This is a genomic window from Rosettibacter primus (genome assembly GCF_036860675.1).
Classification (GTDB): Bacteria; Bacteroidota; Ignavibacteria; order Ignavibacteriales; family Melioribacteraceae; genus Rosettibacter; species Rosettibacter primus.
This window is the reverse complement of record NZ_JAYKGK010000002.1, coordinates 211,900-233,850: the sequence shown is the minus strand read 5'-3', so window position 1 is coordinate 233,850 and position 21,951 is coordinate 211,900. Positions and strand designations below refer to the sequence as shown.

17 protein-coding genes and 1 other RNA gene are annotated in these 21,951 nt (G+C 30.1%); 15 read left to right on the top strand and 3 right to left on the bottom strand.

Annotation, left to right across the window (positions count from 1 at the left end; genetic code table 11):
* The first annotated feature begins 189 nt into the window (after positions 1 to 189).
* Together VJY32_RS04175 and VJY32_RS04170 are read left to right on the top strand one after the other, a co-directional pair.
* The gene (locus VJY32_RS04175; RefSeq protein ID WP_353676632.1) at positions 190 to 3,360 is read left to right on the top strand and encodes a PAS domain S-box protein; all 3,171 of its coding nucleotides are present in this window, start codon (positions 190 to 192) and stop codon (positions 3,358 to 3,360) included.
* Between the two features lie 126 nt (positions 3,361 to 3,486).
* Positions 3,487 to 3,897: a response regulator gene (locus VJY32_RS04170; RefSeq protein ID WP_353676631.1), complete on the top strand. Its 411-nt coding sequence runs from the start codon at positions 3,487 to 3,489 to the stop codon at positions 3,895 to 3,897.
* Positions 3,898 to 3,907: 10 nt separating this feature from the next.
* Here VJY32_RS04170 and VJY32_RS04165 read toward each other — a convergent pair whose 3' ends face one another.
* Entirely contained in the window at positions 3,908 to 5,377 is a 1,470-nt protein-coding gene (locus tag VJY32_RS04165; protein WP_353676630.1) for an alpha-amylase family glycosyl hydrolase, read from the bottom strand.
* Positions 5,378 to 5,390: 13 nt separating this feature from the next.
* Entirely contained in the window at positions 5,391 to 7,253 is a 1,863-nt protein-coding gene (dnaG, locus tag VJY32_RS04160; RefSeq protein WP_353676629.1) for a DNA primase, read from the bottom strand.
* Positions 7,254 to 7,364: 111 nt separating this feature from the next.
* On the opposite strand from dnaG, the gene VJY32_RS04155 reads away from it, so the two are divergent.
* The 10 genes from VJY32_RS04155 to ffs all read left to right on the top strand — a co-directional run bounded on the left by VJY32_RS04155 (position 7,365) and on the right by ffs (position 18,463).
* Positions 7,365 to 7,898 carry a DJ-1/PfpI family protein gene (locus VJY32_RS04155; protein ID WP_353676628.1) on the top strand — a complete coding sequence of 178 codons (534 nt, stop codon included), beginning with the start codon at positions 7,365 to 7,367 and terminating at the stop codon, positions 7,896 to 7,898.
* Between the two features lie 35 nt (positions 7,899 to 7,933).
* The gene (ispG, locus tag VJY32_RS04150; protein WP_353676627.1) at positions 7,934 to 9,898 is read left to right on the top strand and encodes a (E)-4-hydroxy-3-methylbut-2-enyl-diphosphate synthase; all 1,965 of its coding nucleotides are present in this window, start codon (positions 7,934 to 7,936) and stop codon (positions 9,896 to 9,898) included.
* 111 nt (positions 9,899 to 10,009) lie between these two features.
* Positions 10,010 to 11,167, top strand: coding sequence for a Nif3-like dinuclear metal center hexameric protein (locus VJY32_RS04145; protein ID WP_353676626.1), 1,158 nt, complete (start codon positions 10,010 to 10,012; stop codon positions 11,165 to 11,167).
* Between the two features lie 12 nt (positions 11,168 to 11,179).
* On the top strand, positions 11,180 to 11,917 hold the full coding sequence (locus VJY32_RS04140) for a zinc ribbon domain-containing protein (protein WP_353676625.1): 738 nt from the start codon (positions 11,180 to 11,182) through the stop codon (positions 11,915 to 11,917).
* Between the two features lie 78 nt (positions 11,918 to 11,995).
* Positions 11,996 to 12,211 carry a Trm112 family protein gene (locus tag VJY32_RS04135; protein WP_353676624.1) on the top strand — a complete coding sequence of 72 codons (216 nt, stop codon included), beginning with the start codon at positions 11,996 to 11,998 and terminating at the stop codon, positions 12,209 to 12,211.
* Positions 12,212 to 12,234: 23 nt separating this feature from the next.
* Positions 12,235 to 13,713, top strand: a complete 1,479-nt coding sequence (locus VJY32_RS04130; protein WP_353676623.1) for an FAD-binding oxidoreductase — start codon at positions 12,235 to 12,237, stop codon at positions 13,711 to 13,713.
* The gene (locus tag VJY32_RS04125) at positions 13,706 to 15,562 is read left to right on the top strand and encodes a tetratricopeptide repeat protein (RefSeq protein ID WP_353676622.1); all 1,857 of its coding nucleotides are present in this window, start codon (positions 13,706 to 13,708) and stop codon (positions 15,560 to 15,562) included. The genes VJY32_RS04130 and VJY32_RS04125 overlap by 8 nt, the downstream gene beginning before the upstream one ends.
* A 2-nt stretch (positions 15,563 to 15,564) precedes the next feature.
* Complete coding sequence (gene clpX / locus VJY32_RS04120; RefSeq protein WP_353676621.1) at positions 15,565 to 16,818, top strand: ATP-dependent Clp protease ATP-binding subunit ClpX; 1,254 nt, start codon at positions 15,565 to 15,567, stop codon at positions 16,816 to 16,818.
* 219 nt (positions 16,819 to 17,037) lie between these two features.
* Complete coding sequence (locus VJY32_RS04115) at positions 17,038 to 18,291, top strand: asparagine synthetase B (RefSeq protein ID WP_353676620.1); 1,254 nt, start codon at positions 17,038 to 17,040, stop codon at positions 18,289 to 18,291.
* 75 nt (positions 18,292 to 18,366) lie between these two features.
* Positions 18,367 to 18,463: signal recognition particle sRNA small type (ffs, locus tag VJY32_RS04110), an RNA gene on the top strand.
* A gap of 3 nt (positions 18,464 to 18,466) precedes the next feature.
* On the opposite strand, the gene uvrC is transcribed toward ffs, so the two are convergent.
* A complete protein-coding gene (gene uvrC / locus VJY32_RS04105) occupies positions 18,467 to 20,299 on the bottom strand; it encodes an excinuclease ABC subunit UvrC (protein ID WP_353676619.1) in 1,833 nt (610 codons plus the stop codon).
* 119 nt (positions 20,300 to 20,418) lie between these two features.
* Here uvrC and VJY32_RS04100 point away from each other — a divergent pair, with 119 nt between their 5' ends.
* The 3 genes from VJY32_RS04100 (at position 20,419) to VJY32_RS04090 (ending at position 21,681) form a co-directional block, all read left to right on the top strand.
* Complete coding sequence (locus VJY32_RS04100; protein WP_353676618.1) at positions 20,419 to 20,550, top strand: hypothetical protein; 132 nt, start codon at positions 20,419 to 20,421, stop codon at positions 20,548 to 20,550.
* A gap of 80 nt (positions 20,551 to 20,630) precedes the next feature.
* Entirely contained in the window at positions 20,631 to 20,969 is a 339-nt protein-coding gene (locus tag VJY32_RS04095; RefSeq protein WP_353676617.1) for a putative signal transducing protein, read from the top strand.
* Positions 20,970 to 21,099: 130 nt separating this feature from the next.
* Positions 21,100 to 21,681, top strand: coding sequence for an outer membrane beta-barrel protein (locus tag VJY32_RS04090; RefSeq protein ID WP_353676616.1), 582 nt, complete (start codon positions 21,100 to 21,102; stop codon positions 21,679 to 21,681).
* Positions 21,682 to 21,951: the final 270 nt, after the last annotated feature.

Here is a 21,951-nt window from a genome sequence, read left to right as displayed (position 1 = left end):
CGATAATCATAATTTTTTTTGTATTTTTAATTAATAAAAATTATAAAAAAAATTTTTTAATCAATATCTACTGTCCATCTTTTAACCTGTACCTCCGGAATTTATAAAAAGTTATTTGTTCTTTATTTTTTTTCTTTAACAATAGATAAGAAAGGATGCTAATAAATTTTCTTATCGCAGGAGGGAATAATGGCAACAAAACTGCCAAATAATTTGGAAGTAAATTTTAACAAAGAACTTTTTGAATATTTATTTCTTGCTCATCCTTTGCCAATATTGGTTTATGAATTAAAATCACTTACTATTAAAAATGTCAATAAAGCAGCAGTTCAAAAATATGGATACAGCAAAAGAAAATTCCAGAAACTAAAATTGACCGACCTTTATCTTCCGCAAAAATCTCAAACTAAGCCTGCCAGAAAAATCAATAAAGATACTCTCCAGAAGCACAGAATAAAAAATGGAAAAGCTGTAGATGTTCAGATTACAAAAAGTAAAATTGTTTATGAAGGATTAACATGTGAATTAATGATTGTTCAGGATATAACTGAGCATATCAATCTTGAAAATGAACTTATTAAAGCTGAATCTGAATTGAGAACTACATTATACAGTATAGGTGATGGTGTAATTACAACAGATAATCATGGTAAAATTGTGATGATGAATCCGATAGCAGAAAAATTAACTGGCTGGAAAGAGAAAGATGCAAAAGGGAAAAAACTTGAATTAGTTTTTAACATTGTAAATGAATATACAAGAAAGAAAGTTGAAAATCCTGTAAAAAGAGTTTTAAAAGAAGGAATTGTAGTCGGTCTTGCAAATCATACAATCTTAATATCCAAGGATAAAACAGAAAGACCGATACTTGACTGTGGGGCACCAATTAAAGATAAAAAAGGGGAAATTACAGGCGTTGTTCTTGTTTTTAGAGATCAAACAAAAGAACGAGAAGCTCAAAAGAAAATTGAAGAAGCAAAAATTTTTGCAGAAAGTATTATTGCTACAGTAAGAGAGCCCTTGATTGTTCTTGATTCAAAAATGAACGTAATTACAGCAAATCGTTCTTTTTATAATATTTTTAAAACTTCTGAGAAAGATACAATTGGGAAATCATTATATAAACTCGGAAATGGACAATTGAATATCCCGGCTTTAAAATTATTGCTTAAAAATATTCTTCCCTTAAATACTTCTTTTGAGAACTTTGAAGTTCAATACAATTTCCCTCATTTAGGTTTCAAAACAATTCTTCTTAATGCACGAAGAATTTACAGAGAATCAAATAAAACTGATATGATTCTTCTTGCTATTGAAGATATAACAGAAAGAAAAAAAGCAGAAGAAAAAATAAAGAAGTTGAACCGTGTTTATTCAATGTTGTCTGAGGTAAATGAGACAATTGTAAGAATCCGTGAAAAAGAAAAATTATTGAATACAATTACTAAAATAGCAGTTGATAAAGGTGGATTTTCTTTAGCATGGATTAGTATGATTAATACCGAAACAGAAGAACTTAATATTGAAGCAGATTATGGAATGAATGATAATTACAAAGATAGAATATTTGCTGACCTTAATGTAGTAAGCCATAATAAATCTCCAATTAGAAAAGTTTTAAGAACAGGAAAATATTTTATATCAAATAATATTCTTAAAGATAAAAAAATGGGCTTATGCTACAGATTAGCCGCTGATTATGGTTTTAAATCATTTGCAGCTTATCCAATAAGAATGTTTGGGAAAACAATTGGAACATTAAATTTATATTCTATTGAAGAAAAGTTTTTTGATAAAGAAGAAATTGAACTACTCGAGCAACTTTCAATGGATTTATCTTTTGCTCTGGAATATATTGAAGCCGAAAATGAAAGAAGAAAAATTGAAGAGATAATAAAGCAAAACGAAGAAAATTATAATGCTTTAATCGAATCCAGTGAGGATGCTATTTATCTTGTAGATAGAGATTGCCGCTATCTTCACATGAATAAAAGATATTTAACCAGATTAGGAATGAAATTAGAAGAAGTAATTGGTAAACCGTACAGCGAATTTCATACTCTTGAAGGTTCAAAAGAATTTGAAGAAAAGGTAAAAAAAGTTTGTGAATCTGGAATCGCTATTGCTTATGAATATCAGAGCTTTAGAGATGGAAGATATTTTATAAGAACTTTAAGCCCTGTAAAAAATCCTACAACGAATGAGATTTATGCGGTTGTAATAATTTCAAAAGATATTACTCATCTTAAGGAAGTAGAAAAAGCACTGAGAGAAAGTGAAGAACGATTTAGAAATATTTATGAAAGTTTAACAATTGGTGTTTACAGAACAACTCCTGACGGTAAACTTTTGATGGCAAATCCAACATTTTTATCAATGCTTGGGTATGACTCCTTAGAAGAGGCTCAATCTAAAATTATTATGGATGAAGTTTATGCTGAAAAAGGTACTCGTGATTTATTTCTGAGAATAATAATGGAAGAAGGAATAGTTTATGGTTTTGAACAAAAATGGAAAAGAGCAGATGGAAAAATTATTTACATAAGAGAAAATGCAAAAGCATATAAAAATGATGATGGTTCAATAGCATATTTTGAGGGAACAGCAGAAGATATTACAACAAAAAAATTAGCAGAACAAGAATTAATGATTGCCAAAGAAAAAGCAGAGCAGGCGGATAAATTAAAATCCTATTTTCTTGCTCAAATGTCCCACGAAATAAGAACCCCATTGAATGTGATTGTTAGTTTCTGCAACTTAATAAAAGAAGAAACTCAGGATATAATTTCACCTGAATTAAAAGAATATTTTAAAAGTATTGATTTTGCTTCTAAAAGAATAATTCGAACTATTGACTTGGTTTTAAATATGTCTGCTGTTCAATCAGGTGCTTACATCCCAACATATAGTTTCTTTAATCTAAAGGAGAAAATTATTGATAATCTTATGGCTGAGTTTAAAACAATTGCCGAAAATAAGGGATTGACTTTTTATGTTGATTATAAAACTGATAAATTAAGTCTGTTTGCAGATGATTATAGTGTTGCGCAGATTTTCTCGAATTTAATTGATAATGCAATAAAATATACAAACGAAGGTAGTGTTGAAATTGTTGTTGAAAGAAATGAAAATGATAAATTGACAGTGAAAGTAAAAGATACAGGAATAGGAATGAGTGAAGATTTTCTCAACAAGCTTTTTCAACCTTTTACACAGGAAGAACAGGGCTATACAAGAAGATTTGAAGGAAGCGGTTTAGGTCTTGCACTTGTCAAAAAATATTGTGAAATGAATAATGCGGAAATATATGTTGAAAGCCAAAAAGGAAAAGGCTCGACATTTACAGTGATATTTGGTTGATTTAAAACAGAAATTTTATTTGTTGATATAGAGCATATATGCAATTGCTCTTTTTATGTTAGCTTGAATTGTTTATTTTAGTTTAGTAGATTTTTATTGGATACTAACTATTTAAGGAACATTGCTATGTCTGGAACTAATGAAAAAAGAAAACCAAAACTTTTGATTGTAGAAGATGATTTTGAAAATCAAAAATTCCTTCAACTTTTTCTGAAACGCAAATTTGATGTTGATGTTTGCGATTCAGCCGAAACTTTTTATGAAAAGATGAAAGAACAAAAATTTGATATAATTTTAATGGATATTTCATTAAGAGGTAAAAAAGATGGCTTGCAGCTTACAAGAGAACTAAGACAATCTGATGAAACAAAAAATATCCCTGTTGTTGGACTTTCAGCTCATGCATTTCAGAGAGATAAAGATAATGCTTATAAAGCCGGGGTTGACCTTTTTATTACAAAACCTGTCCAAAATAATGTTTTATTAGAATCATTAATTAAAACTTACGAAAGCAAAACAGGGGAAAAACTAGAATAGTTTTACCTTATCAGTAAAAGAATATATGTGCTTGATATGGTTTTAATTCAACATATAATCCAGTGTGATATACTTCTTCGGCAAATCTATAATAAGTTTGATTATTAAGCATATCTTTTATTTCAAAAGTTTCGGGGTAATTTCTTACATCTAATTTAATTCTGCATGAAGAAATTGTATCTGAATAATTTAGTGCTACAAGGCATCTTTGAGAATTTAATTCCCACTGCCACGTTAAAATATTTGTAAAAGTGTGATTCCCTTCCCAGGAAGGAAGTGCTTCAAGTAATTTCCATGTCCCAACTTTAAAGATTTCCGAAGAAGTTATATCAAGAAGTTTATCGTAAAATTCTTTCATATCTTTTTGGATTAGTTCTTCAGGTTCTCGGCCCAGCTGAACAGGTAATTTAATTTTTTTACCTTCAAATTGACCATCATAGTATAAATGCATTCCTGGAATTGTGCTTATTATTATTGCTGCAGCCCTTGATTTCTCTTTTCCAAGTGAAACAATTGCTCTCTCTTCATCATGATTTTCAATAAAACGGACTGATTTTTTCTGATGTTGTTCATCAAGTTGAAGATGTTCATAAATATCAAGAGCATTGCCAAACTTGAATTTATCGAGAAGATTTTTATCGTAGGTAAAATCAAAACCAAGTTCCTGTAAATCTTTTTCAAGATTCCAGTAAACTTCTCCAATAAAAATAAAATCATTTCTTACTTTTTTAATTTCAGAAATTATTTCACTCCAGAATTCAGTTGTAGTCAGTTCATTTTCACATTTGTCTATAACACCTGCCCACGTATTTTTAAAAACATTATTTAAACCAAGCATTGCCATGTCACATCTAACACCGTCGCAATATTTTGTAAGATTTTTTAATACTTTCTTAAAATATTTTCTAACATCTTTGCTGAAATAATTTACTTGAATTGTATCCTGCCATGCAGGAAAGAACGGATCACGTCCATGAGCATAATATTTTTCTTCATCATCAAAGGGCTTATAAAATGTATGGGGGTCTCTTTCAAATGTATCTTTGTTTACACTTAAAAAAAATGATGGATTGGTTTTTATCAATTGACTATCGGCACTAAAATGATTCGGTACAAAGTCAAGAATCAATCCAATATTATTTTTATTTAAAAAAGATTTTAATTTCTGCAGAGTTTCAAAATTACCTACATCTGTGTTAACTTCATAAACATCAATTGAATATGGTGAACCGATAACATCATTTCTTTCCCAATTCTTCAAAGCTCTATCATAACTTTGAATTAAGTAATCTTCAAAACAATATTTATCAATTGTAGATTTACATGTTTTCCATATTCCCATAAGCCAGATATAATCAAACTTTTTCTGAATAAAATATTCCCAGTAACTTTGGGGAACATCATTTAATTTAGTTTCGCTGCCAAAACGTTTTAGAAATACTCTCGTATTAATTTCATAAATAGATGGATTAACTATCATTACTTTACCGTTGTTAATTTTTGTTTTGTGTTAAAAGATGTTTCTTTTCGTTCAATAGTTCTTTGTTTCTGTTTAAGAGTTCAATTTTTAGGTGTTCATCATTGGTGCTTTCAATAATCTTATTGTTTGCTTTAATTTCTTGTTCTATTTGATAAACAAGAAATTTATTCACTGTCTCTTTTGCATATTCAAGTGAATCTTTTTCTATTTTGCCATTGAGAGAAAGTTCATCCCATCTGTGGCTAATGCCTTCATCTTTTAATGTGAGTTTGAATATAAAATCTTTGAGTTGTTCATTTTTAATTTTATCAGTTAGATAACCTGGTGAAATATCTCTGTCGGTATGTCCATCAAGAACAATTTCAACAAGATATTTTAAATCAGGATTGGAGAAATAATCCAGACTAATTTTTTCAAGAATGTGTTCAACAATTTCTTCGTTGCCGCTGTAAAGTAGTCTAATAATTTCCTTTTCAAGTTGAGAAATATTTGAAATTGATGCTGAAGGAGAAAAATTGTTATTTGTTCTTAAATTTCTTTGCATAGATTGTAAACTTTGAGAAGGTGTTGTTTCTTTTTGCTGTGATAAAATTTTATTTAACTCATCTTCAATTAATCGTTCTTTCAGATTAAATTTTTTTACAATTGTTTTAATGAGGAAACTTCTTTTTAATTCGTCGTTGACGAGTGCGAGTGTTCTAACAATTTCTCTTATGGCAGATGCAGCAGCAGCAGGGTCGTCAAACTTTCCTTCTGCTTCAAATTGTGCTGTCTGGAACTCAACGAAATTTTTAGCTGAGTTTAATAGTTCATCAAATTTTTCTTTGCCATATTTATTAATAAAAGAATCGGGATCTTCATTTTGAGGAAGCATCATAACTTTTATGTCAAAGTCATATTTCAACAAAATTTCAATGCTGCGAAGAGATGCTTTTTGTCCTGCAGGGTCAGCATCAAATAGAACGATAATATTTTTAGTGAATCGAGATAAAAGTTGAACTTGTTCTTCGGTTAAAGATGTGCCAGATGAAGCAACAACATTTTTAATATCTGCTTGAAATAGTGATATTAAATCCATATAACCTTCTACAAGTATTGCTCTATCGAGTTTTCTTATTTCTTCTTTCGAATGAAATAAACCATATAATGATTTTCGTTTGGAATAAATTTTTGATTCTGGAGAATTTAAATACTTTGCAGTGTTCTCTTTATCGATAAGAATTCTTCCGCCAAAGGCAATTACTCTTCCATTAGGAGAAAAAATTGGAAAGATTATTCTTTCTCTAAATTTATCGTAATATTCACCTTTTTCATTAACATCAATTAAACCAAGTATTTTTGCTTTTTCTAAATCAATTTTATTTTCTCTTGCAACATTTAGAAAATTGTTCCAGCCTGCAGGAGCAAATCCTAGTCTAAATAATTTTTGTGTTTTTGGTTTTATGTTTCTTTTCTTTAAGTATTGGCGGGCTTCCTCGGCTTCTGAACTTTTTTGCAAAATTTCTTCAAAGTATCTTGCAGCAAAGTCATTTATTTCATAAAACTCTTCAAGCTCTTTCTGAATTTCTGTTAACTCGGATTTTTCATATTGTATTTTAATTCCTGCGTGTTCAGCAATTTCTTCAACTGCTTCGATAAAAGAAATATTTTTAAAATCCATCAAGAATTTAAAGACATTACCACCTGCACCACATCCAAAGCAATGATAGATTTGTTTATCGCTGCTTACAGTAAAAGATGGAGTTTTTTCTTGATGGAATGGGCATAATCCTACAAAGTTTTTCCCCCGCTTTCGTAGATGAACATAGCCTGAAATAATGTCAACTATGTCCACAGCATTTCTAATTTCTTCAATCTTTTGCTCAGATATTCTCAATATTCAGTTCCTCACATATTAAATTACATCTACAAACTTATAATGATTTATACATTGCATTCAAAATTGCTCATCAAAATTAATATTATTATTTTCGATTTGGAAATTACGATGAGAAACAACTATTTGATTAAAAATAGCATTCTTCTAGTTCTGCCTGCACAGGATTTTAACGAACAGGAATATTTAATTATTTCAAATTCACTAATCAAAGCCAATAAAAAGGTATTTATTGCTTCCGATTCAAATTCATTATGTGTTGGTTCAGAAAATTTGAAAGTAAAAAATGATATGCTTCTTTATAATGTTCATGAAAAAAATTTTAGTGGAATAATATTCATAGGAGGGAAAGGAGTAAGAAACTACTGGAACAATAAATTACTTCATTCAATTGCGCAGAAATTTGATAAAAGCAAAAAAATTATTGGTGCAATTTGTAGTGCCCCCGTTATTCTTGCTAAAGCTGGGATAATAAAAAAAGTTGCTACATGTTTTCCGGATGATAAAAAAGAACTAGAAAAAGAAGGAATTGAGTATAAAGATGAACCCGTTGTAATTGATAGTAATGTAATAACAGGAAGAGATCCTGCTTCAGCACCTGAATTTATATCGAGATTTTTATATGAAATTTCAAAAAAAAGTTAGAACTACTTTTCATTTAATCTTGTTAATTAAATGCTATGAAAAATAAAATAGAATCAATAAAGAAATACTGTAATAGTCTTACAAGTTATTCAAGATACAAAACAAGAGAAGTTTATATTGGTGATATTCCTCTTGGAGGAAATAATCCAATTCGTATTCAATCGATGACAACAACAAATACTATGGATACTATTGCAACTGTTGAGCAATCAATTCGAATGATTAAAGCGGGGTGTGATTATATAAGAATCACTGCCCCAAGTATAAACGAAGCGAAGAATTTATTAAACATTAAAAATGAATTAAGAAAAAGAGGATTTAACACACCATTAATAGCAGATATTCACTACACTCCAAATGCAGCTGAAGTAGCTGCTCGAATTGTAGAAAAAGTGAGAATTAATCCGGGCAATTTTGTTGATAAAAAGAAATTTCAGATTGTTGAATACACTGATGAACAGTATAATGAAGAGCTCGAAAAAATTCGAGAAAAATTAATTCCATTAATAAAAATTTGTAAAGAATACGGCACTGCTCTGCGAATTGGAACTAATCATGGATCACTATCAGATAGAATTATGAGCCGATATGGCGATACTCCATTTGGAATGGTTGAATCTGCATTGGAGTTTTTAAGAATTTGCAGAGAAGAAAATTTTCATTCTATTGTTCTATCGATGAAAGCAAGTAACCCTCAGGTGATGGTTCAGGCATATCGACTTCTTGTAAATAAAATGGAAGAAGAGGGAATGAATTATCCACTTCATCTTGGTGTGACTGAAGCAGGTTTTGGCGAAGATGGCAGAATAAAATCAGCTGCTGGTATTGGAACTCTGCTTGAAGATGGACTTGGAGATACAATCCGTGTATCATTAACAGAAGAACCAGAATTTGAAGTACCTGTTGCAAAAATTCTTGTAAACAGATATAAAGGAAGAGAAAATCATAAACCAATTATTGATATAGAAGAAAATCCCATCAATCCTTTTGAATATAAACGAAGAGAAACTTTTGAAGTATCAAATATTGGTGGGGCAACAGTTCCAAAAGTTATTGCAGATTTCAGTGAAGAAGTAATTTCGCTTTCATTAATGAAAAGCATTGGTTATAATTATTCAGAAAAAATAGATAAATGGTTGTTAACAGATTCAGCAGCGGATATAATTTATCTTGGTAAAAAAGATTTTCCTTTTGAACCGCCGCCAAACTTAAAACTTATTTTTGATTATGAAAAATGGATTCACCTGAATGATAGGACAAAAGGATTTCCTTTTTATAAAAATGTTTATGAATTTTTAAATGCTGAAGCTAATTCATTTACTATTAATTTTATAGAATTAAATATCGATGAAATTTTTTTGGATGAATTTGAAAATGTAAAAAACAATTTTAGTGTTGTTTTTGTAATTAATACAGATAATCTGCATGGAATGGCAGAACAGAGAAGAATCTTTTTTGAATTAATTTTGAGAGACATAAAAAATCCTGTGATTATCAAAAGATTTTATGAAAATATTGATGAAGAAGAATTAAGACTTTATTCAGCTACAGATTTTGGTGCACTATTTATTGATGGTTTTGGTGATGGAGTATGGATAAATGCTAAAGACAAATATGGGAATAATATCAGCAGAGAATTTTTAAATAAAACTTCTTTTGGAATACTTCAAGCAGCAAGAGTGCGTATTACAAAAACAGAATATATTGCCTGTCCATCATGTGGAAGAACATTATTTGATTTAGTAGAAGTGACAAATAAAATTCGCAAGAGGACAGAACATCTTAAAGGTGTTAAGATTGCAATAATGGGTTGCATAGTAAATGGTCCAGGAGAAATGGCAGATGCCGATTATGGTTATGTTGGTTCGGGTCCTGGGAAAATTACTTTGTATAAAGGGAAAGAAATTGTAAAAAGAAATATATCTGACCAAAATGCATTGGATGAACTTATAGAATTAATTAAAAATGATGGGAAATGGATAGAAAGGGGAGAAAATTAGTAATCTTCTTGAAGTTCTTGTTCTATTATTATATATTTTGAGTAGATTTATGGACAATTATTCATTTAAAAAAAGAAAAATATTCAACGGGTTTTCTAAAAAGAATTTCAAATGGGAAATGCACTCCACTTTAAGAGGGGTGCATTTTTTTTATATATGATTGCAGGAGAACTGACAGATTATATTGAAAGCTGGTCGCCCCCTGGAGCCGCTTGGGAAAAAGATAACACAGGACTTCAAATAGGCTCTCGGGGGACAAAGATAAAAAATATAATGCTATGCCTCGAACTTACCGATGAAGTCCTGAAGGAAGCTATAAATAAAAATTGCAACTTTATTTTTACACATCATCCACTACTTTTCAATCCAGTCTACAAATTAGATTTTGAATTCAACTCTACAGCTAAACTTATCGAGAAAATTATTAGGAATAATGTAACTGTTTATTCGGCTCATACAAATTTAGATTTTGCTAAAGATGGAGTTTCATTTGAATTAGCAAAAAAATTAAAATTAACAGAAATTAAATTTCTTCAGAATTTAGAATCAAACCAATTTAAAATTGCAGTCTTTGTTCCCGAAACCCACCTTGAACAAGTTTCGAATGCTGTTTTTTCTTCTGGGGCAGGAATTATTGGTGAATATGAAAATTGCAGTTTTAGATTAAAAGGGGAAGGTACTTTTAAAGGTTCTGAAAAATCAAATCCTGTAATTGGAAAAAAGAATATCTTTGAAAAAGTCGAAGAGATTCGTTTAGAATTTATTGTTGACCAGTGGAATCTAAATAAAGTTATCTCATCAATGATTAAAGCTCATCCTTACGAAGAACCAGCTTACGACATTTATCCCTTGAAAAATCGAAATGTAAATTTTGGAGCTGGTGCAATTGGTATCCTCAAGAATGAAATGAGCGAAGAAGAATTTTTAAGATATGTGTCTAATTTATTAAATACAGAAGTGTTAAGATATTGCAATGGTAAAAATAAAGTAATTAAAAAAGTTGCAGTATGTGGTGGTGCTGGTTCTAATTTAATAAGTCATGCTATCAATTCTAATGCAGATGCTTTTATTACTGCTGATATTAAATATCATGAATTTCATCAAGCAAATAATAAAATATTGCTTATAGATGCAGGTCATTATGAAACTGAAGTATTGATTTTGAACGAAGTTAAAAAAAGAATTGAAGAATTAATAAGCAATAGAAGCAAAATAAAAGTTTATAAATATACAAAAACGACAAATCCAATAAAGTTTTATAAACATTAAGGAGTATTTAAATTGGTAGAACGGTTAACAACTCTTTATGAACTTCAATTAATTGATGATCAACTCGACGAGCTTGAGGATTTAAGAGGTGATCTTCCTGCTATAGTAAGTGAACTTACAGCACAAATTAATTCTATTCGAGAGCAAATAGAAACAAAAGAAGCTGAAAAGAAAAAGTCGCTGCAGAAACGAAAGCAAAATGATGAAGATGTTGAACGATTGAAAGCTAATTTAAAAAAATTTAAAAGTCAGCTTTATCAGGTGCGCAATAATAAAGAGTATGATGCTTTAACTAAAGAAATAGATCATACAGAAGAACAAATAGAAAAACTTGAAACTGAGAGTCTTGCTCTTGAAGATTTAATCCAAAAATTGAAAGCAGAGATTGCCGAAATTGAACCTCAGCTTGAAACTCTTTCAAAAGAACTTAAAGAAAAAGAAACAGAACTAAAGCAGATTATAAAAGCAAACGAAAGAGAAGAATTAAAGCTAAAAGAAAAAAGAGAAAAAGTAGCAGCAAGAGTTCGAAAGCAGGATTATTCCACTTACATGAGAATTCGAAAAGCACTTGGTGGTAAAGCAGTTGTAACAATTATTCGTTCTGCATGTTCAGGATGTCACAATGTTGTTCCACCACAAAGACAACTTGAAATCAAACAAAACAAAAGAATTTATTCATGTGAATCCTGCGGTAGAATTTTGGTTTCTGCCGATATAGCAGAAGAAGCAAAGAAAAAGTTACAGTTATAATTTTGATATTAAAGTTATATCTGCTTCTTAATGTTATAAAACTTTTCGAATATTTAATTCACTAAAATTATTTTAAATATGATATCAAAAGAACTTTTAGAAATTTTATGCTGCCCAATTTCAGGAGCAGATTTAGTTTTAGATGATAATTATCTTGTATCCACTGACAAAAATACAAGAAGAAGATACAGAATTGAAAATAATATTCCGATTATGCTAATTGAGGAATCTGAAGAGCTAAATTTAGATACCTGGAAAGAAATAATGAAGCGACACGGAATTCAAACAGACTAATTAAAAACAAACTTTCAAATTGTATGCTGATAAAACAAAATCAAGATGAAATTCAAAATTATTTGACTGATGCTTCCAATTACAAGGGCAATTGTGAAGCAATCTATATTCCTTCAAATGAAGAAGAAATTTCTGAAATTTTAATATATGCTAATTCAAATAAAAAAAGAGTGACAATCTCAGGCAATGGAACTGGATTAACTGGAGGAAGAGTGCCCGAAGGTGGTATTGTCATTTCCCTTGAAAACATGAACAAAATTATTGAATTAAATAAAGAAGAAAAATTTGCAGTAATTCAACCTGGTGTAATACTTAAGGATTTTCAGGATTATGTTGAAGAACGGAAATTGTTTTATCCTCCAGACCCAACAGAAAGAAATTGTCAGATTGGTGCGAATGTTGCCACTAATTCATCAGGAGCAAGGACATTTAAATATGGACCAACCCGAGATTATGTTCTTGGACTAAAAATAATTCTTCCTGATGGAGATAAATTTTCAATTCAACGAGGTCAATATTTTGCTGATGGTTACAATGTATTACTAACAACAGACAGCGGGAAAAATATTTCTTTTACATTACCTCAGTTTGAAATGCCTGATACAAAGAATGCAGCAGGATATTACTGCAAAAAAAATATGGATTTAATTGATTTATTTGTAGGTTCTGAAGGAACGCTTGGGATTTTTTCAGAAATAAAATTAAAATTAATTGAGCTTCCGGAAAAAATATTATCCTGTGTAATATTTTTTGACAATGAAGATAATGCACTTAATTTTATTGAAGAAGCAAGAGCAATTTCAAAAAAAAGAATTGAAAGTTCACTATCTTTAATTTCTGCAAGAGGCTTAGAGTTTTTTGACTTCTTTACGCTCAAATTTTTATCAGAAGATTATACAAACATTCCATCAGATGCAAAAGGAGCTGTATGGTTTGAGCAGGAAATAGATGAAAATGAAGATGAGATAATTTCACAATGGATGGAATTAATCAATAAACATTCAGGTATGGAAGAAAATTCTTGGATAGCTGCAAGTAAAAAAGAACAGGAACAGTTCAAAGATTTTCGTCATGCAATTGCATGGAAAGTAAATGAATATGTAACACGACGAGGCTTAAAAAAAGTTGGAACTGATGTTGCTGTTCCCGATGAAGTTTTTAAGAACTATTACTACGATGTGAAAAAAATTGTTGAAAGTCATGAATTGAATTATGTTGTTTATGGTCACTTTGGAAATTCGCATATGCATTTGAATATGCTTCCTCAAAATGAGGATGAATATAATACATCAAAAAAAATATATATGACAATCTGTGAAAAAGCTGTACAACTGAAAGGAACAATTTCTGCAGAACATGGCATCGGAAAATTGAAACGCGATTTCTTTTTGAAAATGTATGACGAAAAAACTATCAGAGAAATGGCAAAGCTAAAACTTGTATTTGACCCGAACAAAATTTTAAACATTGGTAATATTTTTTACGAGAGCTATTTTGATTAGACATATATTTATTACATCGTTTTTCTTATTGATAATCTCATCTTATTCAATTGCTCAAAATGATTTATCTTTGGACAATCGTTTTAGATTAGCACAGAGTTATGAAGAAGCAGGGCAACTTGAAAAAGCAGAGGCAATTTTAAAAGAACTTGTAAATTATAATCCATCGAATTATTCATATTTTGATGCACTGACAAGAATTTTTATTAAACAAAAAAAATATTCAGAAGCTGCTGAGTTAATTGAAAATAGGTTAAAGCAAATACCCCAGGATTTTAATCTTTACGGACTTCTCGGCTCCGTTTATTTCATGTCTGATAATGTTTCAAAAGCTTATGAAGTATGGGAACAAGGTTTAAAAGTAAACCAATCTTCTATTGTTGCTTACAGGGTGATTGCAAATTATGCAATTGAAAACAGAGCTTTTGAAAAAGCTGTTGATATTCTTAAACGGGGGAAAGAATTATCTGATGAACCAGAAATTTTTTCTCTTGATCTTGCAAATATATATCTTGCAAATATGAGATTTGCAGATGCAGCAAATGAATTTTGTGACCTGTTAATTAAAAAGCCTGAACAGATTGGCAATGTGAAAATTAGAATTAATTATTATTCAGATAATCAAAATGCTGTTGAACAATTTATAGAAGTTATCAAGAAAAAAATAAAAGAAAAACCATCGCCTTTATTGTATGACTTGCTCTCTTACAATTATTCATTAATTGGTAAATATGACCATGCATTCCAGCTCTTAGTTGAATATGAAGAAAAAACAAATGGAAATGGAAATACAATTTTTTCTTTTGCTCAAAATGCTTTACAGAATAAAGAATATTTAGCAGCGCTGAAAGCTTTTGAATATCTAATCAAAAAATACAATAACCCTCAATTGCTACCGACAATAAAGTTTTACTATTCAACATCACTCGAGGCAATTTATAATGAAAAATATAAAGATGAAATTGATTTCTGGAAACCATATAAAGAATTTAAAATAAGTAATGAAGAAGAGATAAAAAAAATTATTAAATCATATGAAGAAATTATTGAAAATTATCCGGGGAGTTCTGTATATCCTCAGGCATTATTTAGAGTAGCAGAAATTAATTTTAGCTTGTTGAACAATACTCAAAAAGCAGAAAGTTTATACACATTGATTAACTTAAGAGCAGCAAATACAGATTATTCAATTTTATCATTCATACAAAAGGGTAAAATTGCAATAAATGGAAATCAATTTGATAATGCGAAATCTCTTTTTGAAAAAGTATTGGTAAACAGCAGAGCAAATTTAAATCATAAATCACAAGCAAATTATTTTATTGCTAAAATAAATTTTTGGCAGGGAAATTTTAATGAATCGGTAAAATATTTATCAGAAACAGCTAAAAATCTTTCAAGTGATTTTGCCAATGATGCTTTAGAATTAATGACAATTATAAATGCGGCAAAACGAGATTCAATAAATTTATTAAAATATGCTACTGCTGATTTACTTATGTTTCAAAAAAAATTTAATGATGCAACAGAAGTGTTAAAAAATTTAGCTAACAATAAAGATTTATTTATTATAAATGAATTTGCAAGCTTTAAACTTGCAGAAGCATTAACAGCTTTGAATGATTTACCTGTTGCAATTAAAATACTGGAAGATTTGTCAGATAATTCTAAAACAGGAATTTTCAGTGATAAATCACTTTTTCTGTTGGGAAAAATTTATCAATATGGAATTAAAGATAAAACTAAATCCGTTCAGATTTATCAAAAACTTCTTGAGAAATTCCCAAATTCATTATATTTTGAGCAAGCAAGAGAATATTTAAATAATTTACAAACAAATAATGGTTGAAAATGGCAAGTCATAGAGAACCCAAAACAATAAGATGCTCTTTTTGCGGAAGGGATGGTAGTGAGGTCTCCAGTATGGTTGCAGGTCCTGATGTTTATATATGCGACATTTGCATAAAAACTAGTGTAGAAATATTAAAAAACAATGTTTCAACTTTTGGTAAAAAAGATTCAATCAGTTTATCGTTAACACCTGAATTAATTAAGAAAAGTCTTGATGAATATGTAATTGAACAGGAACTTGCAAAGAAAATTTTGGCTGTGGCAGTATATAATCATTATAAAAGAATAAATGCTCCTTCTTCTTTTTTTGATGTAGATGATGTAGAAATTGAGAAAAGTAATATTTTGTTGATTGGTCCTACTGGAGTAGGAAAGACACTCCTTGCTCAAACATTAGCAAGAATTCTTGATGTCCCATTTGCAATTGCAGATGCAACTACATTAACCGAAGCAGGTTATGTTGGTGATGATGTAGAAACTGTTTTGGTTCGATTACTTCAAGCAGCAGATTATAATCTTGAAAGAGCACAAAAGGGAATTGTTTATATCGATGAAATAGACAAAATAGCTCGTAAAAGTGAAAGTGTTTCAATTACTCGTGATGTTTCGGGTGAAGGTGTTCAGCAAGCATTGTTGAAAATTCTTGAAGGAACAATTGCGGGAGTTCCTCCAAGAGGTGGAAGAAAACATCCAGAACAAAGTTTAATAAATGTTAATACAAAAAATATTCTGTTTATTTGCGGCGGTGCTTTCGAAGGAATTGAAAATATTATTGCCTCAAGAATAAATCGTAATCCTATTGGATTTGATACGAATATGTCCAAAGCTGAAGATATTGACAGAGATAATCTTGTTCAAAAAGTTCAGCCTGAAGATTTGATTAAATTTGGACTTATACCAGAACTTGTTGGAAGACTTCCTGTAATTGCTCCACTTCATTCTTTGGGACCAGCGGCACTTAAAAATATTTTAACTGAGCCCAGAAATGCGATTATCAAACAGTATAAAAAATTATTTGCACTCGAAGGTGTTGAACTGGAATTTGACCCGCTTGCTCTGGATGAAATTGTTAAAAAAGCAATTGAAAGAAAAACTGGTGCCCGTGCTCTTAGGTCAATCGTCGAAGGAATTTTGCTTGATGTAATGTATGAAATTCCAACCATGGAAAATGTTGATAAATGCTTAATCACTCGTGATGTGGTAGCAAAAGGAGAAAAACCAATTTACATCGAATCCGATAGAAAAATTGCATAATTAGATTTTCACTTTTCACATTCACAGTGTAAATAACCGATTTACTATAATATTACATCAAATTTGTTGATATAAAAGATTTGTGGAATGACACAAATCAGTCAGAAAACTTAATAGCTTCACTATCATTAGAAAAATTTATGTCTGATAATTAATTTCTAGAAAGCTTAGAAGTTAAGGTTTCTTCTTTATTTTTATATTGAGAATAATTTTACAAATATGAAAAAGTTTGTCTTAATAAATTTTCTCCTTACTTCCTTAATACTTGCACAATCAAAAATTCTAATCTACATGGATTTGCAGCAAACAGACCATTTGAAAGCTTATGGTATTGCTTACAATGCACTTAAAGATGGAATGATTGGAGATTGGCTTCTTAATTACAGAGGTGGTTCATTCATGTTTGATTACTCTGAAAAACTTGCAGCAAGATGCCGAATTAAAGGAGTTGCATTTCAATCATTGAATCAGCAGGAAGCAATTCAAATTTATTCACTGGTTCAAAGTGAAGATCAGAATATGGAAGTAGTTAGACTTGAAAAAGCACCCAGAATTGCTGTTTATGTTCCGCCAAATTTTAAACCCTGGGATGATGCTGTTACGCTTGCACTTGATTACGCCGAAGTTCAATATGATAAAATCTGGGTAGAAGAAATTTTACGCGGTGATTTAGAAAAATATGATTGGCTTCATCTTCATCATGAAGATTTTACAGGACAGTATGGAAAATTTTATGCTTCATTTAGTAATGCGCCCTGGTATATAGAACAACAAAATATTTATGAAAAGGAAGCAAAAAAACTTGGTTTTAAAAAAGTATCAGAAATGGAAAAAGCTGTTGTTCTGTCAATTAAAAATTATATTGGGCAAGGAGGATTTTTATTTGCTATGTGTTCTGCAACAGATTCATACGATATTGCACTTGCAGCTTTAAATGTTGATATAGTTGATAAAATGTATGATGGAGACCCGCCAGACCCTGATGCTCAAAGTAAATTGGATTATTCACAAACCTTAGCATTTCGGGATTTTAAACTCGAGATGAATCCATTAGTTTATGAATACAGTGACATTGATATTCAACCTGCTGAAATTGGGAGTGAGCAGAATGATTATTTTACTTTATTTGAATTCTCTGCAAAATATGACCCCGTGCCAACAATGCTTACTCAAAACCATGTTAATGTAATTCATGGGTTTATGGGACAGACCACTATGTTCAGAAAAAAGTATATTAAAAATTCAGTTTACATTCTTGGTGAAAGAGCAGGAACTGACCAAGTAAAATACATTCATGGAAATTATGGGAGAGGTACATTTACATTTTACGGTGGACATGACCCTGAAGATTATCAACATGCAGTAGGTGACCCTCCAACTGATTTAAGCTTATTTAAAAATTCACCAGGGTATAGATTGATATTGAATAATATTCTTTTTCCTGCCGCTAAAAAGAAAGAACAAAAAACCTGAATACAAGTTAATGCCATTTTACTGCTTTGATTAAATTCCTATATTTGCATGCAAAATTTTTTACTGATTAAGTTTGCCAGATCAATGACCGGCAGGTTAATACCCAACCCCGCCAGGTCCGGAAGGAAGCAACGGTAAGTATTTAACCTGGGTGGTCTTTTGGTCTGGCTTTTTATTATGTTTTTGATTTTTTCTCAGGGTGATAAAATTCAAAAATTATTTTTGCCTTAGCTTTTCCAACTACTTCTGATAATTTTGATTCATCTAAATTTTTTATTTCATCAATGCTGAATTTTGATAAAAGCTTTTGAGCAACTTTTTCTCCAATACCTTTGATTTCAAGTAGTTCACTTGTAAAAGTTCTTTTGCTTCTTCTTTCTCGATGAAATGTAATGGCAAATCGGTGTGCTTCATCTCGAATTTGTTGTAACAATTTTAAACTTGATGATGTTTTTGAAATTAGTATAGGTTCTGATTCATTGGGAACATAAATTTCTTCAAGGCGTTTTGCAAGACCAATAATTTCATAATCTTTTAATCCAAGTTTTTTTAATGTTTCAATTGCGCTTGAAAGCTGACCTTTACCACCGTCTACCATTATCAAATCTGGCATTGGTTCATTTTCTTCAAGAAGTTTACTGTATCTTCTGTAAATTACTTCCTGCATGCTTGCAAAATCATTTGGACCTTCTACAGTTTTAATAATAAATTTTCTATACAAACTTTTTTTTGGTTTTCCGTCAACAAATACAACCATGCTTGCAACCGTATCACTTCCTTGTAGATTTGATATATCAAAGCATTCAATTTTTCTGGGAAGTTTTTTCAAATGCAAATCTCTTTGAAGTGCAGACAAAGCATAAGGCACACTTCCTTCTTTTTTCATCCTCTGAAGTTGAATTTCTTCGAGGTAAAGCTGAGCATTTTGTTTACACATCATCAAAAGTGATTTTGCTTCGCTCTGCTTTTGAGGAATAACAAATTTGCATTTCTTTAATGCTCGTTTATTCAACCATTCTAATAAAGTGTCTGCATCATCAGGTTCAACCTCGAGTATTATTTCTTTTGGCACTTCAACATATTCATCATAATAAAATCTGATAATGGCTGAATAAATTTGATTTTCGTCTTCATTTTCTTCTGTTGTTAAAGCAAGTTGTCGTTTCCCGACTAATTTACCGGAGCGAATATTAAGAATTGTAGCTGCAACATCTTTTCCTTCATAAGCTGCACTGATAATATCTTTATCTTCTAAGTCAGTGGATACAACTTTTTGTTTTGAAGAATAAATTTGAAGTTGTTCGATTCTATCTCGTAATTCTGCTGCCTTTTCAAATTCTAAATTTGCAGCTGCTTCATTCATTTGTGATTTTAATTCATCAATCAAATCATCAGTTTTACCTCGCAAAACTTTAACAACCTGGTTAACCATCTGATTGTAATGATATTGAGACACAAGCCCTTCACATGGTCCATCACATTTTTTAATATGATAATCAAGACAAACTTTAAACTTCTTTTTTTGAATTGCTTCTTCTGTTATATCATACTTGCAGCTTCTTATTTTGAATATTTTATTTATCAATCTAAGTGACTGCTTCATATTTTTTACATCGGTGTAAGGACCAAAATATCTTGAACCATCTTTAACAACATTTCTGGTAGGATAAATTTGCGGATAAGGTTCATTGGTAACTTTTATGTAGGGATAAGATTTATCGTCTTTAAGATTAACATTATAACGCGGTTTTAGTTCTTTAATTAAATTATTTTCAAGAACGAGTGCTTCAATTTCGTTATCAGTTATAATTACTTCTAAATCGTGAATTTTCGAAACAAGTGCTGCTGTTTTAGGGGAATCAATATTTTTTTGAAAATAAGAACGAACTCGATTTCTTAAATTTTTTGCCTTGCCTACATAAATTACTTTGCCTTTTTCATTTTTGAATTGATAAATTCCAGGCAAAGCTGGCAAATTGTTTAATTTATCTTCTAATATTGGATTCATAAAATATTTTGTTGAGAATTTGTGTAATAAAAATCTGAAATCTGTGGAAAAAAGTCTATCTAAATTATTTTGATTTTTTCTTGAAATAATTATATTGCGATAACTTTTGAGGGAATATAATGAACACTTTCCATATTAGTATTGCTGTAAAATTAACTTTTTTTGATGAATTTAAACTGCTTCCTAAAGTTTTTATTAGATATATAAAAACATTGAATTTGCTGCAGTGTAAATTTTTTGGCAAAGGTTAATTAGTTTATAGCTAAATAGGTTTAAGAACTGAAAATGATTGTAACATGGTTATTATTTCAAAATTAATTTGAGTTGTAAAATGGATAATGAAAATGAATCTATCGGTTATTATTGCTCTAATTGTAATTCTCCTGTAAAAGTTGATGATAAAATATGTTTAGTTTGTGGTGCAAATCTGGATGAAACAACAGAAGTAGAAACTGACATCAATCTTGTAGAAATTAAAATATGTGCAAATGAATTTGAAGCACAGTTAATATTATCACATTTGCAATCAAATAATATTGATGTAATTCTATCAAGAGATGATTGTGGGTCAATGAAACCACACCTTCAATTGAGCAGAGGAATAAGAATTCTAGTTAAAGAAACAGATGTTGATAAAGCTGTAGAAATTCTCAATGCAATGGAAAGCTAACTGTTAAGCATAAAAAATATGATAAGATGAATAAGAACTTGAAAAATTATTTTTACAATCAAGGGGGGGAATTTTTCGTAAAGATTTATTTTTACTCTTAAATCTTAGTTAAATAAAAATGAGGATGGTCATGAAAAAATCCTTTTTGATAATTTTCATAATATTTTTCTCTTATATCTCTTTTGCTCAGATTGAAAGCAAAAGATTTGAAATTTCGGCAAGTGGAAGTTTAGGTTCGGTTTCATCAAAAAGCGAGTCGGGCGATTATACTTATGAGTCAGAAGCAAGATTATATTTTAATTCTTTTATCCGTGCAGGTTATTTTCTTCATGGCGGGTTTGAGTTCGAGCCAGAATTTTATACATTTTTAACTGAGGGAGGAAAACCTTCTTTTGTAGTAAGTGCAAATATTGCTTATAACCAGCAGATTGGCGAAACCAAATTTTATCCGTTCCTTTTGATAGGTTATGGTCTTGGCAATTCATATCCTTTTTTAACGATGACGAATAGCTATATTCGTATGTCTGATGAATTTGATGTAGGATGCTTAAATGCTGGTTTTGGATTGAAGTATTTTATTAATAATAGTATTGCTATCAGAACAGAATTTCGTTACCAGCGCTTTCACGATGAAATAAAAGGAAGTTTTTATACACAAGAGCATACAATAAAAATAAATTCGTTGTTAATAGGATTTTCAATTTTGTTTTAAAATGAATAGAAAATATTTTATTAAGTATCTGTGATGATTAAGATTTGTAATTAATAATCGAGCAATAAACTATTGCTGATTAGAAAATTTGCTCTGGGCATAAGGCTATAATGTAATTATCAAATGTAGGAACAAAATGAAAAATAATGGCTGTATGTTTCCTTTTAAAGTCTTGAATACATTAAAAGAACTTAAGTGATAAGAGTGACAGTAAATTTGAAATATATTTTTTAGAAGTCTCTATTATAATGTGTATATATCATCTGAATG